An 18,190-nucleotide genomic window follows, 5' to 3' on the forward strand; every position below is an offset into this window, starting at 1 on the left:
TGCGAGTTCAACTCATAAAAAAACGCCTCAAGTATTGCTTGAGGCGTTTTTGTTTGTTGTAGGTGCATCTATTGCTCTGCAACGATTGTTCGTTTTATACGTTCGTTACGTCGATGAACATTGACTCATCGATATTAGAAGATGAAATTTCAGCTTCTTGGAATTCGTACTCTTCACGCTCACCGCTACGGTCTAGTGGAAGGTTTACGAAGTCAAACAGTTCGCGGTCAGCCAGCTGGCTTGGGCTAACGTTTTGAATTGATTTAAAGATCTTTTCAACACGGCCTGGTGTTTTCTTATCCCAATCAATCAGCATTGCTTTAATGCTTTGACGCTGTAGGTTTTCTTGTGAACCACATAGGTTACAAGGAATAATTGGGAACTCTTTGTGTTCAGCGTATTTGATTAGGTCTGTTTCACGACAGTAAGTCAATGGACGAATAACAACGTTACGACCATCATCAGAACGTAGCTTTGGTGGCATAGCCTTTAAACGAGCGCCGTGGAACATGTTAAGGAACATAGTTTCAACGATGTCGTCCATGTGGTGCCCAAGAGCGATCTTAGTCGCGCCAATCTTCTCTGCGAATGAGTACAAAGTACCACGACGCAGACGAGAACATAGGCCACATGTTGTTTTACCTTCAGGAATCTTCTCTTTAACTACTGAGTACGTATCTTTATCTACGATGTAGTAAGGAATGTTCAGTGTTTCAAAGTATTCAGGAAGAATGTGTTCGGGGAACCCAGGTTGTTTTTGATCTAGGTTTACTGCAATAACATCAAACTTGATTGGTGCTGCTTCACGTAAGCGTAGCAAAATATCTAGCATCGCAAATGAATCTTTACCGCCACTGATACATGCCATTACCACATCATTCTCTTCGATCATGTTGTAGTCGATGATGGCATTTCCAACATTTCTTCTCAGACGTTTCTGAAGTTTGTTGAATTCTAGTACTTCTTTTCTATTATCGTTTTGGTTCATTGCGACTCTCACACCGTCGTATTACCGACTGTAGATTGCTAGTGGGACTGTTTTAGGGCGTGGATTATACGGATTTTTATTTCATGTTGAAATAGTAACGGCAGGATAAACAAAGTGACTGGTTGAAAGATGCCACTTTATCTAGTGATAACCGCTCATCTTTCATAAAAATGAGCTTCAAAAGCGCAAACCACACTGGTTGTAGGAAAAGAAAAGCAGCCTTGCTTGGTTTGAGTTGGCTGCTTTACGATGTTTTGCTTAGATTAACGCCGTGTGGTCAATCGCCTAACCCAAGGTTATTGAGCCGGAATGTAAGGTAACACACGAGTTGTCGCTTCTGGTAACGTGATGCTGTCACTTTCATCTAGCTCTTCTAGTGTGAACTTAGCGCGTCCTTGTGTAATCGGGAGCTGCTTGCCGTTAGAAAGCGTGATGTTACCTTCAAGCTTGTCTGCAAACTCAAGCGTTAACCCCTGGATGTCCGGTGTGAACCAGCTTGAGAACATGCCGCTCACGTCTTCTAACATTGCTTGCATCTGTGGTAGCAGGTTTTCCAGCTGTGTAACCTCAACCGTTCCAGCTAAAGGTGCTCTAGTCATAACAACCAAAGAGTATGCGCACTCTTGTTCTTTTGTTTGCACAAAAATAAGCGGGTTTGCTGAACGAAGGTTTTGGTCTACTGGTAGCAGTAGCTCGTTAGTTGGAGAGATTTTCAGTTCTTCATAATGTTCTTCTTTTTCCATCCAAGCTTTGCTGATATGACAGGTTGTTTGGGCTTGCTGATCGACAAAGAAGACCGCAACTTTAACGTCCTCATGCCCTTCTTTGGTGTTGTTTTTAAGCTGTGTGTAAAGCTTAGAATAGGTAAACATGTATTCTTGCGCTGCAGCATGTAAAGAGATCCCTAGGCTTAGAGAAGCTAATAAAGCGAGTGCTGTCTTTTTCATTGTTATAATCTTGTCGAAGTTGAGCGTTCATAAATAGAAAGAGCAGCAAATGAGCTGCTCTTTATGTGATGTTAATTGGTCAAACTTGACGTTTAAGCTCGCCAAATGACTATCAAATCGAGTTACTTTTTCCAGTATACCTCGTTGTGACGGATCATTGCTTGTAAATCAGTCACATAGTCTGAACCTCGCTCAGAATATTTTAGCAAGCCGTTGGTGAGCTCTATTGCTGTTCCAGTTGTTAACAGATCGTCGCCTTTTGCCGCTAGTTTTGCGCGAATTGCTCTTAGGTCGGCATAAGCACGGTTTCGGTTGAGGTTCATGAAGTAACGGTGCACAGACTCTTGGCTTGAAGAGAATGTTGCCACTTCATGTGAGCTACCTTCGTTACGTTGTAGCGGAACTAGGCCACAACCTTTGGTGTAACACCAATGACCAAAATAGTTATTCGCTCTAGTGGCGAAACGAGATGTACCCCAAGCCGATTCATTGGCTGCCTGAGTTAACACAAGCGCTTCAGGTAGCACGTTTACACGATTCAACATTTCTTTCAGCCAAGCGTCATCTAAGCCCGATAAAGGTACAGGCAGGCTATACAGTTTCCCTAGTCTTCTTGCGTATGACGCGTCTTCAGCGTCAACATTGTTCAACCCCGCCTCTGAAAGCTTGGTTAGAAACGCACGTTCTTTCGTGATTCGCTTATTTTCGATATTGATACTTGGGCGAAGATAAGAAAAGAAGGTGTCTTTCTTTTCTTTTCCATCTTCAATAACTGCGAAGTCAGGCTTATCAGAAGAGACGGTCAAATCACCAAATTTTTGCTCTGAGTCTGGAGCCTTTTGACCTGCTCGCCTGCCCTCTTCCTCTTGTTGGTAAAGCATTGGGCCAACTAACGAGATTGAGCCAACTAAGGCTAATGCTGTCACTTTTAGCGCAAGTGATTTACTTGCGCTTGATTTAGAGTTGTTATGCATCGAATACCTGTGGGTCTTTGTTGTTGCTACCGTTGTGGTCGTCGTCGCTCTTTGGTCTGTCTGACGCAATCAGTTTGAGTTTAATGCCAAACATCTCACGGTAAAGAATGCCTTTCACGTGGAAGAAGAAAGGTAAAACGAAGATAAGACCGATGCCGTACATCATTGCCGCGACGATGAACATCAGCATTACTAACAGGTAGATAGAAGCAACTGTGAAGATTTTCTTGTTTACAGCACGAAGAGAAAGAAGCAGGGATTGCATTGGTGGTACTTTCTTATCGCAAATCAACAGGATTGAGTGGCTGAACGCAAGCGAGAAGTAAATCGACAGAAACGGCAGAATCATACCTGCAATACCTTGAAGCATCAGACTGAACAGAGTCACAAGGATGACTGGAATCGTAAACTGTAGGCCTTTGCCAATGTGGCGAACTTTAGTCTGTAGGCCAGCAGCATGACTCATCGCCATCAAACAGATACCTGCATAGATAGGTGCGCTGATAACTTCATAGCTGAAATTAGCAATGAAGATCGACTCAACGATCTGCGGAGTAAAAGCCTCAGGATCGATAACGGCGTCTAGGATAACAGCTGGGTCACCTAGCTGGAGCTTTAACGCAATATAGAAGATAGCCAGTTGCACGAACATCAGAGCAACTATTGCCGGCGAAAACGAAAGAAAGTGACTTACCGTATGTTTCCATGCCTCTTGGAATACAGCCGTTGCTTTGAGCTCATAATCGCCAGAAAGTGCACGGTCTATACTACCGCCCAAATTAAAATCTTTTTCGATGTCGTTGTTCATAGTGATACCGAGGGGCGCCAATTAAATTGAGCCACCTAACTTATTGATAAAAAATTACCTTCATTATACTCATATGTCGTATACAAACTAAAATATGAATCTGTAACAAGGCTTGCTTTTGCGTCTTAATGGTTAATAATTAGACACCTGTTGGGGCGTAAACCCAGTAAATAACAGTATGGTAAAGGATGTTTACTTTTACCTACGAAATTTTTTATCTTCGAATGGTAAAAAATGCTTTGATTTCACGTTTTTGGTGATTATGATGCGCGCCTCAAAGGTGTAGAGCAACAGGTTCTCAAACAGAACCAAGGTGGAGAAAAACAGACGTTGAACGCTAAAAAATCAGTAGGAAAACCAGTAGTACAGCTAACTGGTATTAGTAAAAGCTTCGATGGGAAGGAAGTCATCGGCAATCTTGATCTAAACGTAAATCATGGTGAGTTTCTCACGATCTTAGGCCCATCAGGTTGTGGTAAAACAACAGTACTAAGAATGATTGCGGGTTTTGAAACGGCAGATAGTGGTCAAATACTGCTAGCTGAACAGAACGTAACCCACGTCCCTGCTGAACAAAGGCATGTTAACACTGTATTCCAAAGCTATGCCCTATTCCCACATATGACCGTTTTCGAAAATGTGGCATTTGGCTTACGCATGCAGAAAGTTCCAAATAGCGAGATTGAGCCTCGTGTAATGGAAGCTCTAAAAATGGTGCGCCTAGAACAAATGGCACAAAGAAAACCACACCAGCTTTCTGGTGGTCAACAGCAACGTATCGCAATCGCTCGTGCTGTCGTTAATAAGCCTAAAGTTCTTTTGTTGGATGAATCTCTGTCTGCCCTAGATTACAAACTCCGTAAACAGATGCAAATCGAGCTGAAACAACTTCAGCGCCAACTTGGTATCACGTTCATTTTTGTAACGCACGACCAAGAAGAAGCACTGTCGATGTCTGACCGTATTATTGTTATGCGTGACGGCTTGATTGAGCAAGATGGAACACCAAGAGAAATTTACGAAGAGCCTAAAAACCTTTTTGTAGCTCGCTTCATTGGCGAAATTAACGTATTCGATGCGACAGCGACATCTCGTTTAGATGAAAAACGCATTGTTGCGGCAATTGAAGGTGAAGAGTCCATTATCTACCACGATAAGGCGATCACTTCTGGTCAAAAACTGCAGGTATTGCTTCGCCCTGAAGATCTTCGTATTGAAGAGATTAAAGAGTCTGAGCAACGCGGTATTGTTGGCCACATTGTCGAGCGTACCTACAAAGGCATGACTTTAGATTCAGTTGTAGAACTCGAATCTGGCATGCGCGTAATGGTAAGCGAATTCTTCAACGAAGATGACCCTGATGTTGATCACTCACTGGGCCAAAAAGTTGCAGTAACTTGGGTTGAGAGCTGGGAAGTGGTATTAAAAGATGAGCAAGAAGTTTAATTTACAAAACGCGATCGTTGCTTTAATCACAGGTTGGTTGGTGCTGTTCGTGATGATTCCAAACATCATGATCATCGGTACCAGCTTCTTAACTCGTGACGAAGCAAACTTGATCGAGATGACCTTCACTCTCGATAACTATGTCCGTTTGGCCGACCCGCTGTATTTTAAAGTGCTGATGCACTCTTTCTATATGGCTATTATCGCGACGATATTGTGTTTGATCATTGGTTACCCGTTTGCCTACATCGTGGCAAAAATGCCAGAGAAATGGCGCCCTTTCATGCTGTTTTTGGTGATTGTGCCATTCTGGACGAACTCTTTGATTCGTACTTACGGCTTGAAGATTGTACTGGGTGCTCAAGGTGTCTTAAACAAAAGCTTACTAGCGCTAGATATCATCGATAAGCCGCTGCGTATTATGTACACAGAAACGGCGGTAATGATCGGTTTGGTGTATATCCTACTGCCGTTCATGATTCTCCCGTTGTATTCAGCGATTGAAAAACTGGATGACACGTACCTAGAGGCAGCAAAAGACTTAGGCGCAAACAAGTTTCAAACTTTGTTGAAAGTTGTATTACCGCTAACGATGCCTGGCATCATCGGTGGCTGTTTATTAGTACTTCTTCCAGCTTTAGGCATGTTCTACATTTCTGACTTGCTAGGCGGCGCTAAGAACTTGCTTATTGGTAACGTGATTAAGAGCCAAGTACTCAATGCCCGAGACTGGCCGTTTGGCGCGGCAACGAGTATTGCGCTGACGGTTGCAATGGCAATTATGCTTTATGCCTATTACCGAGCAGGCAAGCTATTGAATAAGAAGGTGGAGCTAGACTAATGGGTCGCACAGTTAAGTTCAGCTTTATGGCGCTGGTATACGCTTTTCTATACCTACCTATTATCGTGTTGATTGCGAACTCCTTTAATGCCAACAAGTTTGGTATGAAATGGGGTGGCTTCACCACCAAGTGGTATGACGCACTTATTAACAACGACAGCCTAATGCAGGCTGCGTGGCACTCGATTAACGTAGCTGTTTTCTCAGCAACAGCTGCTACGATTGTCGGTAGCCTGACAGCTGTAGCCCTATTCCGTTACCAATTCAAAGGTAAAGGCGTAGTCAATGGCATGTTGTTCATCGTTATGATGTCACCAGACATCGTAATGGCAATCTCGTTACTGGCTCTGTTTTTGGTAATGGGTGTGCAACTAGGCTTCTTTACCCTACTTGCTGCGCACATTACGTTCTGTTTGCCGTTTGTTGTTGTAACGGTTTACAGCCGCTTGAATGGCTTCGATGTGAAAATGCTTGAAGCAGCAAAAGATTTAGGTGCGAGTGAATGGACGATTCTAAAACAGATCATCCTGCCTCTTGCTAAGCCTGCGGTTGCTGCGGGTTGGTTGTTGAGCTTCACACTGTCTTTAGACGATGTAATCATCAGCTCGTTCGTAACCGGCCCAACGTATGAAATCTTGCCACTGAAGATTTACTCTATGGTTAAAGTAGGTATTTCTCCAGAGGTCAACGCCCTAGCAACAGTGATGTTAGTGGTTTCGCTAATACTGGTGATTATTTCTCAGTTGTTAGCGAGAGAGAAAATTAAGTAAGCCTCCTACTCTTTACGAGTTTGACTTGATAAGAAGTTGAGAAACTTCATGTTCTACAAAAAGTGTTAATCACAAACAGAATGGTAAATTGCCATTCTGTTTTTCTATCTAGTGCCTGAGGGCAACGTTTAGTTTGGAGCTAACGTCAATGAAAAAATGGGCTACTCTATTAGCTGGTAGTGCATGTGCGCTTTCAATGTTATCTGCACCGTCTTTTGCGAAAGATAACAAAGAACTAGTATTCATGAACTGGGGACCTTACATCAATAGTGAGATCCTAGAAAAGTTCACCGATGAAACTGGCATCAAGGTTATTTACTCGACTTATGAGTCGAACGAAACCTTGTATGCAAAGCTAAAAACACACAACAAAGGCTATGACTTAGTTGTGCCGTCGACTTACTTCGTATCTAAGATGCGCGACGAAGGTATGCTACAAAAGATCGACAAAACGAAGCTGAACAACTTCAAAAATCTGGACACAAACTACTTAGATAAGCCATACGATCCAAACAACGACTACTCTATTCCACACGTTGTTGCGATCACAGGTCTTGCTGTGAATACGGACATGTACGATCCAGAAGATTTTCAAAGCTGGGCTGATTTATGGAAGCCTGAGCTTGAAGGTCAACTAATGATGATGGATGACACTCGTGAAGTGTTCCATATTGCGCTACGCAAGTTGGGTTACTCAGGCAACACAACTAACGAGAAAGAGATCGACGAAGCGTACGCTGAGCTACAAAAGCTAATGCCAAATGTTTTAGTATTTAACTCAGACAACCCTGGCGCACCATACATGTCTGGTGAAGTTGGTCTTGGTATGCTTTGGAACGGTTCTGCAGCAGCGGCTCAAAATGAAGGTCTACCAATTAAACTGGTATTCCCTAAAGAAGGCGGCATCGGTTGGGTTGATAACTTTGCTATCAGCTCTGGTGCAACAAACGTAGAAGCGGCTCACAAGATGATCGACTTCCTACTGCGCCCAGAAATCGCTGAGCAAATCTCTCGCGATACTGGCTACCAAACAGCAGTGAAAGCATCGAACGAGAAGTTCAAAGACAGCCGGGCTCTGTTCCCGTCTCAAGAAGACCTTGATCGTGTTGAATGGCAAGCTGCGGTTGGCGATAAGACAGTGAAGTACGAAGACTACTTCATGAAGCTTAAATCGGGCCAATAACTGCTTTGTTTGATTAGTCTCATTCGATAGTCAACAAGTTAAAAATAAGAATATCAACGAGTAGGCAGCTTAGGCTGCCTATTTTATTTCATCACTGCTATAATATAGCGCGATTTTTAGAAATCCATTTACTTTGGGTTCACTACCCAGCTTCAAACCAAACAAATGAACGGAACAGTAATGAAAAAAACACTGTATACCGGCGCATTGTGTGCTGCTACTTTACTTTCTACACCCTCTTTCGCAGCTGACCAAGAACTGTATTTTTACAACTGGTCTGAATATATTCCAAATGAAGTACTAGAAGACTTCACAAAAGAGACGGGCATTAAAGTTTATTACTCTACTTATGAGTCTAACGAAAGCATGTACGCTAAGTTAAAAACTCAAGGTACGGGTTATGACCTAGTTGTTCCTTCAACTTACTTCGTTTCTAAGATGCGTAAAGAAGGTATGCTTCAAGAGCTTGATAAAACCAAGCTAAGCCACTTTGCTGATTTGGATCCAAACTACTTAGATAAGCCATTTGACCCAAGCAACAACTACTCTATCCCATACATTTGGGGTGCAACGGGCATTGGTATTAACTCAGACATGCTAGACAAATCTTCAGTGAAAAACTGGGGCGACCTGTGGGATACACAGTGGGAAGGTCAGCTGATGATGATGGATGACTCTCGTGAGGTTTTCCACATCGCACTATCTAAACTGGGTTACTCTCCAAACACAACTAACCCTGAAGAGATTAAAGAAGCTTACGAAGAGCTTCGTAAACTAATGCCTAACGTATTGGTATTTAACTCAGATTTCCCTGCGAACCCTTACCTGGCAGGTGAAGTGTCTCTTGGTATGCTTTGGAATGGCTCTGCTTACATGGCACGCCAAGAAGGCGCAACGATTGATATCATCTGGCCAGAGAAAGGCGCTATCTTTTGGATGGACAGCCTAGCAATTCCTTCAGGTGCAAAGAACATCGAAGCTGCTCATAAAATGATCGACTTCCTTCTTCGTCCAGAGAACGCAGCTAAGATTGCTCTAGAGATCGGTTACCCGACTCCAGTGAAGACTGCTTACCCTCTTCTTCCAAAAGAGTTTGCTGAAGACAAGAACGTTTTCCCACCACAATCAGTGATGGATAACGGCGTATGGCAAGATGAAGTTGGTCAAGCGAGCGTCATTTATGACGAGTACTTCCAAAAACTAAAAGTAAACAACTAAGTTTGTTACTGATTGGTGACTAAAGCGGCATAAGCCGCTTTATTTTTATCTACACTTTATATAAGACTATGTTCAAACATATGAAGTTCGATTTAATATGCTGCGAACCCTATTTTACTGATTATGGCGTCATTTTTGATGTTAGCTGTTAGTTCATCCATATAGACTCTAATTACGACCTATTTTTTGAAACCAACACCCTCGTGATTCAGATCTATATCCACTAACTTTCTGATCTCTTATTTGCAGTCAGGCCAGTGTTTGCTTCTTTTTTCAGTGATAGTGTTGATTTAAGCGGTTAGCGAGCCTCTCTCAACCGACAATAGCTCACTCACCAGTTTTGGTACTTCGATACTGGCTTTACCATAGCGCTTCTCTTCAAATTCACTCTCAACCGCACTTGGTTCAAGGTTGATCTCTATCGTGTGCGCGCCATGCATTTTAGCGTCATGTACAAACCCCGCAGCTGGGTACACAACACCAGATGTACCAATCGAAATAAACAGATCTGCTTCTGCAAGAGCTGAATAGATGTCACCCATTCTTAGCGGCATTTCACCAAACCAAACAATGTGTGGACGCATTTGTGCCGGGATTTGGCAACAATGACAAAGCTCACCCGTTTCGATGTCGTCTTTGTGCTCTACAACTTGATTAGACTCACTGCAACGCGCTTTCAACAATTCACCATGCATGTGAATAATATTGATGCTACCGCCTCTCTCGTGCAAGTTGTCGATGTTTTGCGTGATGATAGTAACGTTGCCATCAAGTTTTTCTTCAAGCTCTCCTAGTGCCTTGTGAGCGGCATTCGGCAAGATACTCTCGCTTTGTAAGCCGTGACGACGCTTGTTATAGAAGGCTTGTACAAGATCTGGATCTTTTGCGAATCCTTCAGGCGTCGCGACATCTTCGATTTTATGATTTTCCCATAGCCCGTCTTGTGCTCGGAATGTTTGTATCCCCGACTCCGCAGAAATGCCGGCACCGGTAAGAACTACGATATTTCGATATGGGAAATGCATATAACGTCCTTTTCAATATGTCACTTTGTAACAGCTTAGCACTGTTCAAATTCCAACAATAGTTTGGGGGATTAGACCATAGTCTTAGCCAACTGAATTCATTAGCTATTTGTGACATAAATCTCTCTTGTCGTTTGCCTTCTTTTGTTTGTAAAATGCTCACATTGATTCCAGTAAACGCAAAAAGCGGCCGCAGACGCTTAGGATAGAGATCTGTTAACAGCTATATTTCTACACAAGAGACTTAAAACAATAAGCCCAGTGATACAATCACTGGGCTTTGCTTTCGAGCTTTAGCTAACGCACTGGCGTTACAGGTTTGGTCCTGTAGACGGGCTTTGCGGTAGATTTTGACTTAAGCGCTGCATACCTTGATACATACGGATAAACCAAACCACAATCGCTACACCACCGAATAACATACCTACATATGGAATGTAGTAAGCGATATCATCGATAAATTGGTTCTGATACCAATAATCGTTCACACCGATTAACACGCCGTTTGAGGTTGCTACCGTTACGATAAGAATCACAAAGAAGGTTAGGTTCAAGAAGAACGATCGGATTAAACCATAGTAATGCGTATCAACGACTTCGCCGTCAGCGCCTTTATCCAAACGATAGCCCGCGTAGATAATTGCAACGACACCAGAGATAAGACAAGTAAATGGTGTGAAACAGCTTAGGATATAAGCAACCCAAATCCCTTTATGAGGTTTGTTCATTCTTATTCACCCCTTCACTCTTCTCTGTTGCGACATTAGCGTTTTGTTCAACACCGTTTTTCTCCTGTTTCACCACTTCGTTGTACCAAAGGTCATGGTGCTCTTTCGCCCAGGTTTCATCAACTTCACCCGTTACCATGCCTTCTAGTGCGCCTTCCATACCGAACAGGCCGATATAGATGTGGAACACGAAACCACAGATAAGGATCAGAGCAGCCAACATATGTACTAAGTTTGAAAGCTCCATATCACGGCGAGTTTGACCAAAGATTGGGAAGTCCAATACCAAACCACTGATTGCAGCGACACTACCCATAACGATGAGTAGCCAGAACAGTGCTTTTTCACCAGCATTTGAGAACTCTGCAGACGGGTGAGAACCTTTATGTTTCCCTACCATACCACCAAGTTTCAAGAACCACTGGATATCCACTTTCTTAAAGATCGATTTACGCCACCATTTGATAAGCACTGCCATCAATAGCACGTAGAAAATCGGACCAATGTAGTTGTGGTATTGCTTTGCCAATAGAATGATAAAGCCCCATAGATCCGTTGGGATGTATGGCTTCAAGAAGTGTTTACCGTAAACCAACATCAAACCACTGAACGCAAGTGTCAGGAAGGTAAACGCCATGCTCCAGTGCAATGCACGATCCAGTCGAGACCAACGTTTGATCTTACGACCTGACCTTGGCGCACTGAGCATCAATGGACCGATCACTACGTACATCAGAGTGACAAAAGCAATACTGCCAAAGATAGCAACGGCACCCGCTGGTGACATCCACTTCTCTTTTAAGATGTACCAAGTTTGACCTGGAGTACTAATGAGTACGCCATGCTCAGGAGACTGAGATGTGGTGTAACCTGATTGTCCATCTCTAACTTGTCGCCAGTAATCCGCACCAGCAAGTTGAACCACTTCTCTTTCAGCTGAGCTTGCTTGAGTTTGTGATGAGTTCGTCTCAGATGCATGACTCATAGGAGAAAGCATTGTTAGTGTTGCCAACATTGGCAGCATAACAAGGAAGAGACGCTTAAACATTGTAAGCATATGTCTCTCCTACTTAGCTCTTAGTTGCGTCGTAAGACAGGTCATTACCGTCTGTCCAACCCGCGCCTTTCGCACCACGTTCAACAACACGTTGACGGAAAACATCAGAAACTTTCTCTGCGTCGCCCGCAAGCAGTGCTTTGGTAGAGCATAGTGAAGCACACATTGGAAGCTTACCTTCAGCAATACGGTTCGCACCATACTTCTGACGCTCTTCTACAGAACCTGGTTCTGTTTCAGGGCCGCCAGCACAGAAGGTACATTTGTCCATCTTACCGCGCTCACCAAATGCTTCCTGTTTAGGGAATTGAGGTGCACCAAACGGACAAGCAAACAAGCAGTAACCACAACCTATACAAAGATCTTTGTTGTGAAGTACGATGCCGTCTTCTGTATGTTCAAAACAGTCTGCAGGACACACTGCCATACATGGTGCATCAGTACAGTGCATACACGCTACTGAGATTGAGTTTTCACCCGGTTCGCCATCGTTCAATGTCACCACGCGACGACGTTGAATACCCCATTCCAGAGCATCATCATTTTCATTCTTACAAGCAGTGACACAACCGTTACATTCGATACAACGCTTGGTGTCACAAAGAAATTTCATTCTAGCCATTTTAAGACTCCTTACGCTTTACGAATATTACAAAGGGTTACTTTCGTTTCCTGCATCAAGGTGACAGGGTCAAAACCATAGGTGGTTGCTGTGTTAGCAGCTTCACCAATAACGTAAGGGTCAGTGCCTTCTGGGTACTTAGAACGCAAATCTTCACCTTGGAACTTACCACCGAAGTGGAATGGGATGAACGCCAAACCAGGTTTAACACGACGTGTTACCATCGCTTTTACCTTAATACGGCCCTTCTCTGCACCTTCAACCCAAACATCATCACCGTCTTTGAAGCCGATGTCGTTTGCGTCTTTCGGGTTCACTTCAACGAACATTTCTTGTTGAAGTTCAGCTAGCCATGGGTTTGAACGAGTCTCTTCACCACCACCTTCGTACTCAACCAGACGACCAGAGGTCAGGATAATCGGGTATTCGCCAGATTTGTCTTGCTCTTGAATCGACTTGTAAAGCGTAGGAACACGGAAGATAGCTTCTTTGTCATCCCATGTTGGGTAATCAGCAACTAGGTCACGACGTGGCGTGTAAAGCGGCTCACGGTGCAGTGGTACACGGTCTGGGAATGTCCAAACAATCGCACGTGCTTTCGCATTACCAAATGGGATACAACCGTGTTTAATTGCCACACGTTGGATACCACCTGAAACGTCAGTCTTCCAGTTTTTGCCTTCAGCAGACGCTTTTTCTTCTGCAGTTAGATCATCCCACCAACCCAGTTGTTTCAGTAGTTTGTCGCTGAACTCTGGGTAACCGTCTTTGATCTCACAGCCTTTCGAGTAGCTGTCTTCAGCCAGTAGGCTTTGACCTTCAAACTCAACACCGAAACGAGTACGGAAGTTACCACCACCTTCAGCAACCGTCTTAGACGTATCGTAAAGGATGTGTGTACCAGGGTGTTTCATCTCCGGTGTGCCCCAACATGGCCAAGGTAGACCGTAAGTCTCGCCATTTGCTGGACCGCCTTCAGCTTCTAGAGACGTTTTGTGGAACGTATGCCAGTTCTGTTGGTGCTCCTTCAAACGCTCAGGGCTTTGACCTGTGTAGCCAATCGTCCACATACCTTTGTTGAATTCTCGTGTAATGTCTTCAATAAGAGGTTGGTTGTTTTCAACACGAATGTTCTTGAACAGCTGATCAGAGAAACCAAGCTTCTTAGAAAGCAAGTACATGATTTCGTGGTCAGGTTTAGATTCGAACAGAGGCTCAACGACTTTGTCACGCCATTGTAGAGAACGATTTGACGCCGTTACACTGCCGTAGGTTTCAAATTGAGTCGTTGCTGGTAGCAGGTAAACGCCGTCGGTACGATCGTTCATTACCGCTGCAACCGTTGGGTATGGGTCAACAATAACCATCATATCCAGCTTCTTCATGGCCTTCTTCATCTCTGGACCACGAGTCTGAGAGTTTACCGCGTGACCCCAGTAGAACATCGCGCGGATGTTTTCGCGTTGACGAATCTTGTCTTTGTCTTCAAGTACGCCATCAACCCAACGAGATACAGGAATACCTGCACTATTCATTGGTTTTTGACCACCGTATGCGTTGTCGTCGAAACGGCCTTTCACCCAGTCAAAGTCGATATCCCAAACTTTTGACCAGTGACGCCAAGAACCTTCAGACAAGCCGTAGTAGCCCGGAAGAGTGTCAGAAAGTACGCCAAGGTCGGTTGCGCCCTGTACGTTATCGTGACCACGGAAGATGTTTGCACCGCCGCCTGATTTACCGATGTTACCCAGCGCAAGCTCAAGTACACAGTAAGCACGTGTGTTGTTGTTACCAGTCGTGTGCTGAGTACCACCCATACACCAAACGATACAACCCGGACGGTTTTCAGAAAGTAGTTTCGCTGTGTGGTATACGTCTTTTTCACTAACACCAGTTACACGTTCAACTTCTGCTGGGGTCCATTTCGCCACTTCTTCACGGATCTCGTCCATGCCGAATACACGTTGTTTAATGAACTGTTTGTCTTCCCATTGGTTTGCAAAGACGTGCCATAACACACCCCAGATAAAGGCAACGTCAGAACCTGGACGAAGAGAAACGTAGTGATCTGATTTCGCAGCAGTACGCGTACGACGAGGATCTGCCACAACGATCTTACAGTTATTCTTCTCTTTCGCGATCAAGATGTGTTGCATCGCTACTGGGTGAGCTTCTGCAGGGTTTGAACCAATGAACAGCATCGATTTACAGTTGTGCATGTCATTGAAAGAGTTTGTCATTGCACCGTAACCCCAAGTGTTCGCAACACCGGCTACTGTGGTTGAGTGACAAATACGCGCTTGGTGGTCAACGTTGTTCGTGCCCCAAAGCGACGCCATCTTACGGAATGCGTAAGCTTGTTCGTTACTGTGTTTCGCACTACCTAGGAAGTAAACTGAATCAGGGCCAGACTCTTTACGAAGTTCTAGCGCTTTGTTACCGATCTCTTCAATCGCTTGTTCCCAAGAAAGCTTCTTCCACTTACCACCTTCTAATTTCATTGGGTACTTAAGACGACGTTCACCGTGGCCGTGCTCACGAAGTGCTGCACCTTTCGCACAGTGTCCACCAGCGTTAAATGGGTGATCGAATGCAGGCTCTTGACCTGTCCAAACACCGTTTTGAACTTCAGCGTAGATACCACAGCCCACAGAACAGTGAGAACAAATAGTACGTTTCACTTCTGTTTTCGCTTCTGGATCGACTGATTTAGCCTGTGCTTTCTTCATTATGCCTGGTGCAAATAGACTTGCGCCTACGACTGCACCACCAGCAGCTAATGAAGTGTTTTTCATGAAGGCACGCCGAGACACACCGAGCTGATTGGTTTCTTTGCTCACACTATCGGAGCGTTTGACAAGTTTCATCCGTTATCTCCTAAAGTGTGTCGTAGTAATCGCGAATGTGTTGCGTTTCACGATAGCCAGTCTTCTTCACGTCTTCTTTTGAAATTTCAACGGTTTCTGAAGCGGTCGCCACTTTAGTTGTACCAGCAACAACGGCACCAGCAACGGCTGCAGTCGTCAAGCCTTTAAGTAGATCCCTACGGCTTGTATTTATATCTTTATTATCTTTCATCATTGCTTCCTTACCTTACGGTAGATCTTTTTTTGGAGGCTTAATGCCCCTCTATCGATATAATCGCGTACTGCTCGATTACTCGTAATCAGTGACGTTTTTCACATCAATCTTTAATTTGTGCTTACTGCTTTTTGTATTCACGCTAAAACGCACTTGTTCTAACGTTAAGAATGCTTCACATAGCTGAGCGGCTGATTTGTAGAAGTTCGCGCTTTCTGCCCCTGCAAGCTGACGTATGAAAGAGTTGAACCAAGGGCCAAGGTGCTTATTGAATACCGCTTGTTGCAGTGCTTCTTCCTCAGCCGTTAGCATCGCCATCACTTCACATAGCGCCGCGATGTGATCTTCTGGCTCTTTCACTTGATCATCACGCTCAATGCCTAAAAGCTCTAAATCATGACGTATATCAGCCAATGGCTTCTCCATCATGGCGCCAGTGCGATGCCAAGAACCAAATGGAACGACCTCTCCGCGACCAATGCCGATGAACAGATCTTGATATTCATCTTCTAGTGCTTCTCGATTTGAATCTGTTGCCGCTTTTTGAATAGCACCCCAAGCTTTCTGCATTGCGCTTTCAGATGCTTCAATGTCTAGCGTTTTTAGAAAGTCGATCACCTCTTCAGAAGGTGCGCAACGAAATAGTGCAGATAGAACCAAGTAGATCTCAGTTCTTAGTGTCTGTTCTTGTGCCGGATCCAAATTCGTTTCCAAGGCTAACTCCTAGTATTTCAATTGTTTCAATGGGTCTTGAGCCATTGAATCGAACATATCCACCACACGGCAGTCTTCACACATAGCAATACGGTTAATCGCCGCTTCATCTGAAAAGTGAGAGTGACCGCGTAATTTGTTCTGTAGCATGTCGATCATAGACTGAGGTGCGAATGGTTTGTGGCAACGTACACATTCCGCTGCTTTCTCTTCATGAATCACAACCGCTTTCTGACGTTCTTCTTTCACCCAGTTCATTCGAGGCGTAAGAGTTAGAACATTTTCAGGACATGCCTTTTCACACAGGCCACATTGAATACAGTCTTGTTCTACAAATTTAAGAGATGGAGAAGCTCCGTCGGTATGAAGTGCACGTGTCGGACATACAGCCACACAACTCATACACAACGTACAATCTTTGCTATCACACGAAACGTTTCCGTAAGGAGCGTTTGACGGAAGCTCAACAATATTCTCAACAGGAATACGAGCTGAAGACATCGCATCAAGTGCTGTGAATAGACGTTGACGCTTATTGCCTTGAAGATCGCCAAGTGCAAGGTCGAACGAATCCACACACAGTGTTGGAGGACCTTCACGTAGAGATTCTAAGTACAAAATATCGATGGTTTCTTTCGGAATACCGATTTGGTCTAGTAGTTCTTGAGCAATCCCTACTTCGTTATTCAGAACACGAATGATCGTTTCTGGCATAAAGCGAGATGCTGCAAACAGAACTTGAGTCGCGCCATTAACTAATGCTGCAAACCAAGTATCGATACCAATAGATGGCAGCTCTTCGACAACAATCGGAATCACGTTGTCTGGTAGCGCTTTAAGTGCCATCACGTTGTAGGTTTCATGACGTGAGCTACAGATAAGTACGATTGGCCCCAAACCGCCCGCTTGCTCGTAGTTAGCTAGCGTACGTTCAATGAATTTTTGAGTATCATCAGGATTAGGCAATGCGTAAGAGATAGCTTCTGTCGGACAGCTCGTTGCACAAGTACCCACCCCTTGGCATAGGTATGGGTTGATCTCAATCTTGTGACCCGTCTTATCAGAGCCTTCACTTGAAAGTGCGCCAGCAGGACAAGCATCAACACAACGTTCACAACCTTTAACGCCACGAGAGCTGTGTGCACATAGGTCTGTGTCTAAACGGAAGAACTTAGGCTTATCAAACGTGCCTATTAACGTAGGAATTTCTTCTAACGCTTCAGCCAGTTTTGGATAACCGCGCCCTACCGGGTAATACCCAGGAACAGGCACTTCTTCTGTCATGCAGCTATTCAGACATAAATCCAAAACCACATCAAAACAGTCATGATTGATTGCTACTTTCGCAAGGTTATTGGTTAGGCCTTTGTTTTCGATTAGAACTTCGAACGTACCAAGGAACCCAGAAACCTGAACAGCATTTGCGTAGTAAAGCTCTGACTCAGTATTGGTTGCTTTGGCACCGTCTGTTGAAAGTAGTGTCAGGCTTGTTAACTGAGGCAATTGAGCCGCAGCACTTTCAATGATCGCAGTTGGACCAATAATTAGCGTATTACCACCACTTTCATAACTGACTGTCGGTGGTATTAGGTTTGTTAACTCAACGGTATTCTCAAAGGCATACAACCTCGCCTTTGCGTTATTTGAAGTTGCTTGTTCTAATAATTGTTTAAGCATTGCTCAGTTCCATTTTTGGATATGGATAATCTGTTCAATCTTGATTGTAGTTAGCGCTAAAGAACTTGCTGAGTAATCAGTTAACAACTGATGGTCTCGTTAACTATTCAT

The 18,190-nt window shown here is 44.1% G+C and carries 17 protein-coding genes and 1 pseudogene; 6 read left to right on the top strand and 12 right to left on the bottom strand.

Annotation, left to right across the window (positions count from 1 at the left end; translation table 11 throughout):
- Window positions 1-94 precede the first annotated feature (94 nt).
- The 4 genes from ttcA to A3712_RS08955 all read right to left on the bottom strand — a co-directional run bounded on the left by ttcA (window position 95) and on the right by A3712_RS08955 (window position 3,717).
- Window positions 95-988 carry a tRNA 2-thiocytidine(32) synthetase TtcA gene (gene ttcA / locus A3712_RS08940; RefSeq protein ID WP_063523141.1) on the bottom strand — a complete coding sequence of 298 codons (894 nt, stop codon included), beginning with the start codon at window positions 986-988 and terminating at the stop codon, window positions 95-97.
- A 296-nt stretch (window positions 989-1,284) separates the two neighbouring features.
- Window positions 1,285-1,935: a DUF2987 domain-containing protein gene (locus tag A3712_RS08945; RefSeq protein ID WP_063523142.1), complete on the bottom strand. Its 651-nt coding sequence runs from the start codon at window positions 1,933-1,935 to the stop codon at window positions 1,285-1,287.
- A 122-nt stretch (window positions 1,936-2,057) separates the two neighbouring features.
- Window positions 2,058-2,909 carry a glucosaminidase domain-containing protein gene (locus tag A3712_RS08950; protein WP_063523143.1) on the bottom strand — a complete coding sequence of 284 codons (852 nt, stop codon included), beginning with the start codon at window positions 2,907-2,909 and terminating at the stop codon, window positions 2,058-2,060.
- Window positions 2,902-3,717, bottom strand: a complete 816-nt coding sequence (locus A3712_RS08955) for a membrane protein (RefSeq protein ID WP_004742282.1) — start codon at window positions 3,715-3,717, stop codon at window positions 2,902-2,904. The genes A3712_RS08950 and A3712_RS08955 overlap by 8 nt, the downstream gene beginning before the upstream one ends.
- Before the next feature lie 330 nt (window positions 3,718-4,047).
- Between A3712_RS08955 and potA the strand changes: the two genes are divergently transcribed.
- From potA to A3712_RS28220, 6 genes and pseudogenes are all read left to right on the top strand, one after another.
- Window positions 4,048-5,163 (top strand): spermidine/putrescine ABC transporter ATP-binding protein PotA, encoded by a 1,116-nt coding sequence (potA, locus tag A3712_RS08960; RefSeq protein WP_063523144.1) that lies wholly within the window; start codon window positions 4,048-4,050, stop codon window positions 5,161-5,163.
- Window positions 5,147-6,004, top strand: coding sequence for a spermidine/putrescine ABC transporter permease PotB (potB, locus tag A3712_RS08965; RefSeq protein WP_063523145.1), 858 nt, complete (start codon window positions 5,147-5,149; stop codon window positions 6,002-6,004). Before potA ends, potB begins: the two co-directional genes overlap by 17 nt.
- On the top strand, window positions 6,004-6,774 hold the full coding sequence (gene potC / locus A3712_RS08970) for a spermidine/putrescine ABC transporter permease PotC (RefSeq protein ID WP_004742279.1): 771 nt from the start codon (window positions 6,004-6,006) through the stop codon (window positions 6,772-6,774). The genes potB and potC overlap by 1 nt, the downstream gene beginning before the upstream one ends.
- Window positions 6,775-6,922: 148 nt before the next feature.
- A complete protein-coding gene (locus A3712_RS08975) occupies window positions 6,923-7,957 on the top strand; it encodes an extracellular solute-binding protein (RefSeq protein ID WP_063523146.1) in 1,035 nt (344 codons plus the stop codon).
- A gap of 180 nt (window positions 7,958-8,137) precedes the next feature.
- On the top strand, window positions 8,138-9,175 hold the full coding sequence (locus A3712_RS08980; RefSeq protein ID WP_063523147.1) for an extracellular solute-binding protein: 1,038 nt from the start codon (window positions 8,138-8,140) through the stop codon (window positions 9,173-9,175).
- A gap of 97 nt (window positions 9,176-9,272) precedes the next feature.
- Window positions 9,273-9,399 (top strand): annotated as a pseudogene (locus A3712_RS28220) (GGDEF domain-containing protein); the annotation flags it as partial.
- A 66-nt stretch (window positions 9,400-9,465) separates the two neighbouring features.
- On the opposite strand, the gene cobB reads toward A3712_RS28220, so the two are convergent.
- The 8 genes from cobB to A3712_RS09020 form a co-directional block, all read right to left on the bottom strand.
- Window positions 9,466-10,200, bottom strand: a complete 735-nt coding sequence (cobB, locus tag A3712_RS08985) for a Sir2 family NAD+-dependent deacetylase (protein WP_063523148.1) — start codon at window positions 10,198-10,200, stop codon at window positions 9,466-9,468.
- Between the two features lie 311 nt (window positions 10,201-10,511).
- Entirely contained in the window at window positions 10,512-10,928 is a 417-nt protein-coding gene (locus A3712_RS08990) for a hypothetical protein (protein ID WP_063523149.1), read from the bottom strand.
- A complete protein-coding gene (locus A3712_RS08995) occupies window positions 10,912-11,985 on the bottom strand; it encodes a formate dehydrogenase subunit gamma (protein WP_063523150.1) in 1,074 nt (357 codons plus the stop codon). Before A3712_RS08995 ends, A3712_RS08990 begins: the two co-directional genes overlap by 17 nt.
- Window positions 11,986-11,998: 13 nt before the next feature.
- Window positions 11,999-12,607: a formate dehydrogenase FDH3 subunit beta gene (gene fdh3B, locus A3712_RS09000; protein WP_004742271.1), complete on the bottom strand. Its 609-nt coding sequence runs from the start codon at window positions 12,605-12,607 to the stop codon at window positions 11,999-12,001.
- An 11-nt stretch (window positions 12,608-12,618) separates the two neighbouring features.
- Window positions 12,619-15,474, bottom strand: a complete 2,856-nt coding sequence (locus A3712_RS09005; RefSeq protein WP_063523151.1) for a formate dehydrogenase subunit alpha — start codon at window positions 15,472-15,474, stop codon at window positions 12,619-12,621.
- 10 nt (window positions 15,475-15,484) lie between these two features.
- Window positions 15,485-15,685, bottom strand: coding sequence for a twin-arginine translocation signal domain-containing protein (locus tag A3712_RS09010; RefSeq protein WP_008217926.1), 201 nt, complete (start codon window positions 15,683-15,685; stop codon window positions 15,485-15,487).
- A 78-nt stretch (window positions 15,686-15,763) separates the two neighbouring features.
- Window positions 15,764-16,402: a TorD/DmsD family molecular chaperone gene (locus A3712_RS09015; RefSeq protein WP_063523152.1), complete on the bottom strand. Its 639-nt coding sequence runs from the start codon at window positions 16,400-16,402 to the stop codon at window positions 15,764-15,766.
- 9 nt (window positions 16,403-16,411) lie between these two features.
- The gene (locus A3712_RS09020; RefSeq protein ID WP_063523153.1) at window positions 16,412-18,079 is read right to left on the bottom strand and encodes a 4Fe-4S dicluster domain-containing protein; all 1,668 of its coding nucleotides are present in this window, start codon (window positions 18,077-18,079) and stop codon (window positions 16,412-16,414) included.
- Window positions 18,080-18,190 lie beyond the last annotated feature (111 nt).

The organism is Vibrio sp. HI00D65, from assembly GCF_001635455.1.
Classification (GTDB): Bacteria; Pseudomonadota; Gammaproteobacteria; order Enterobacterales; family Vibrionaceae; genus Vibrio.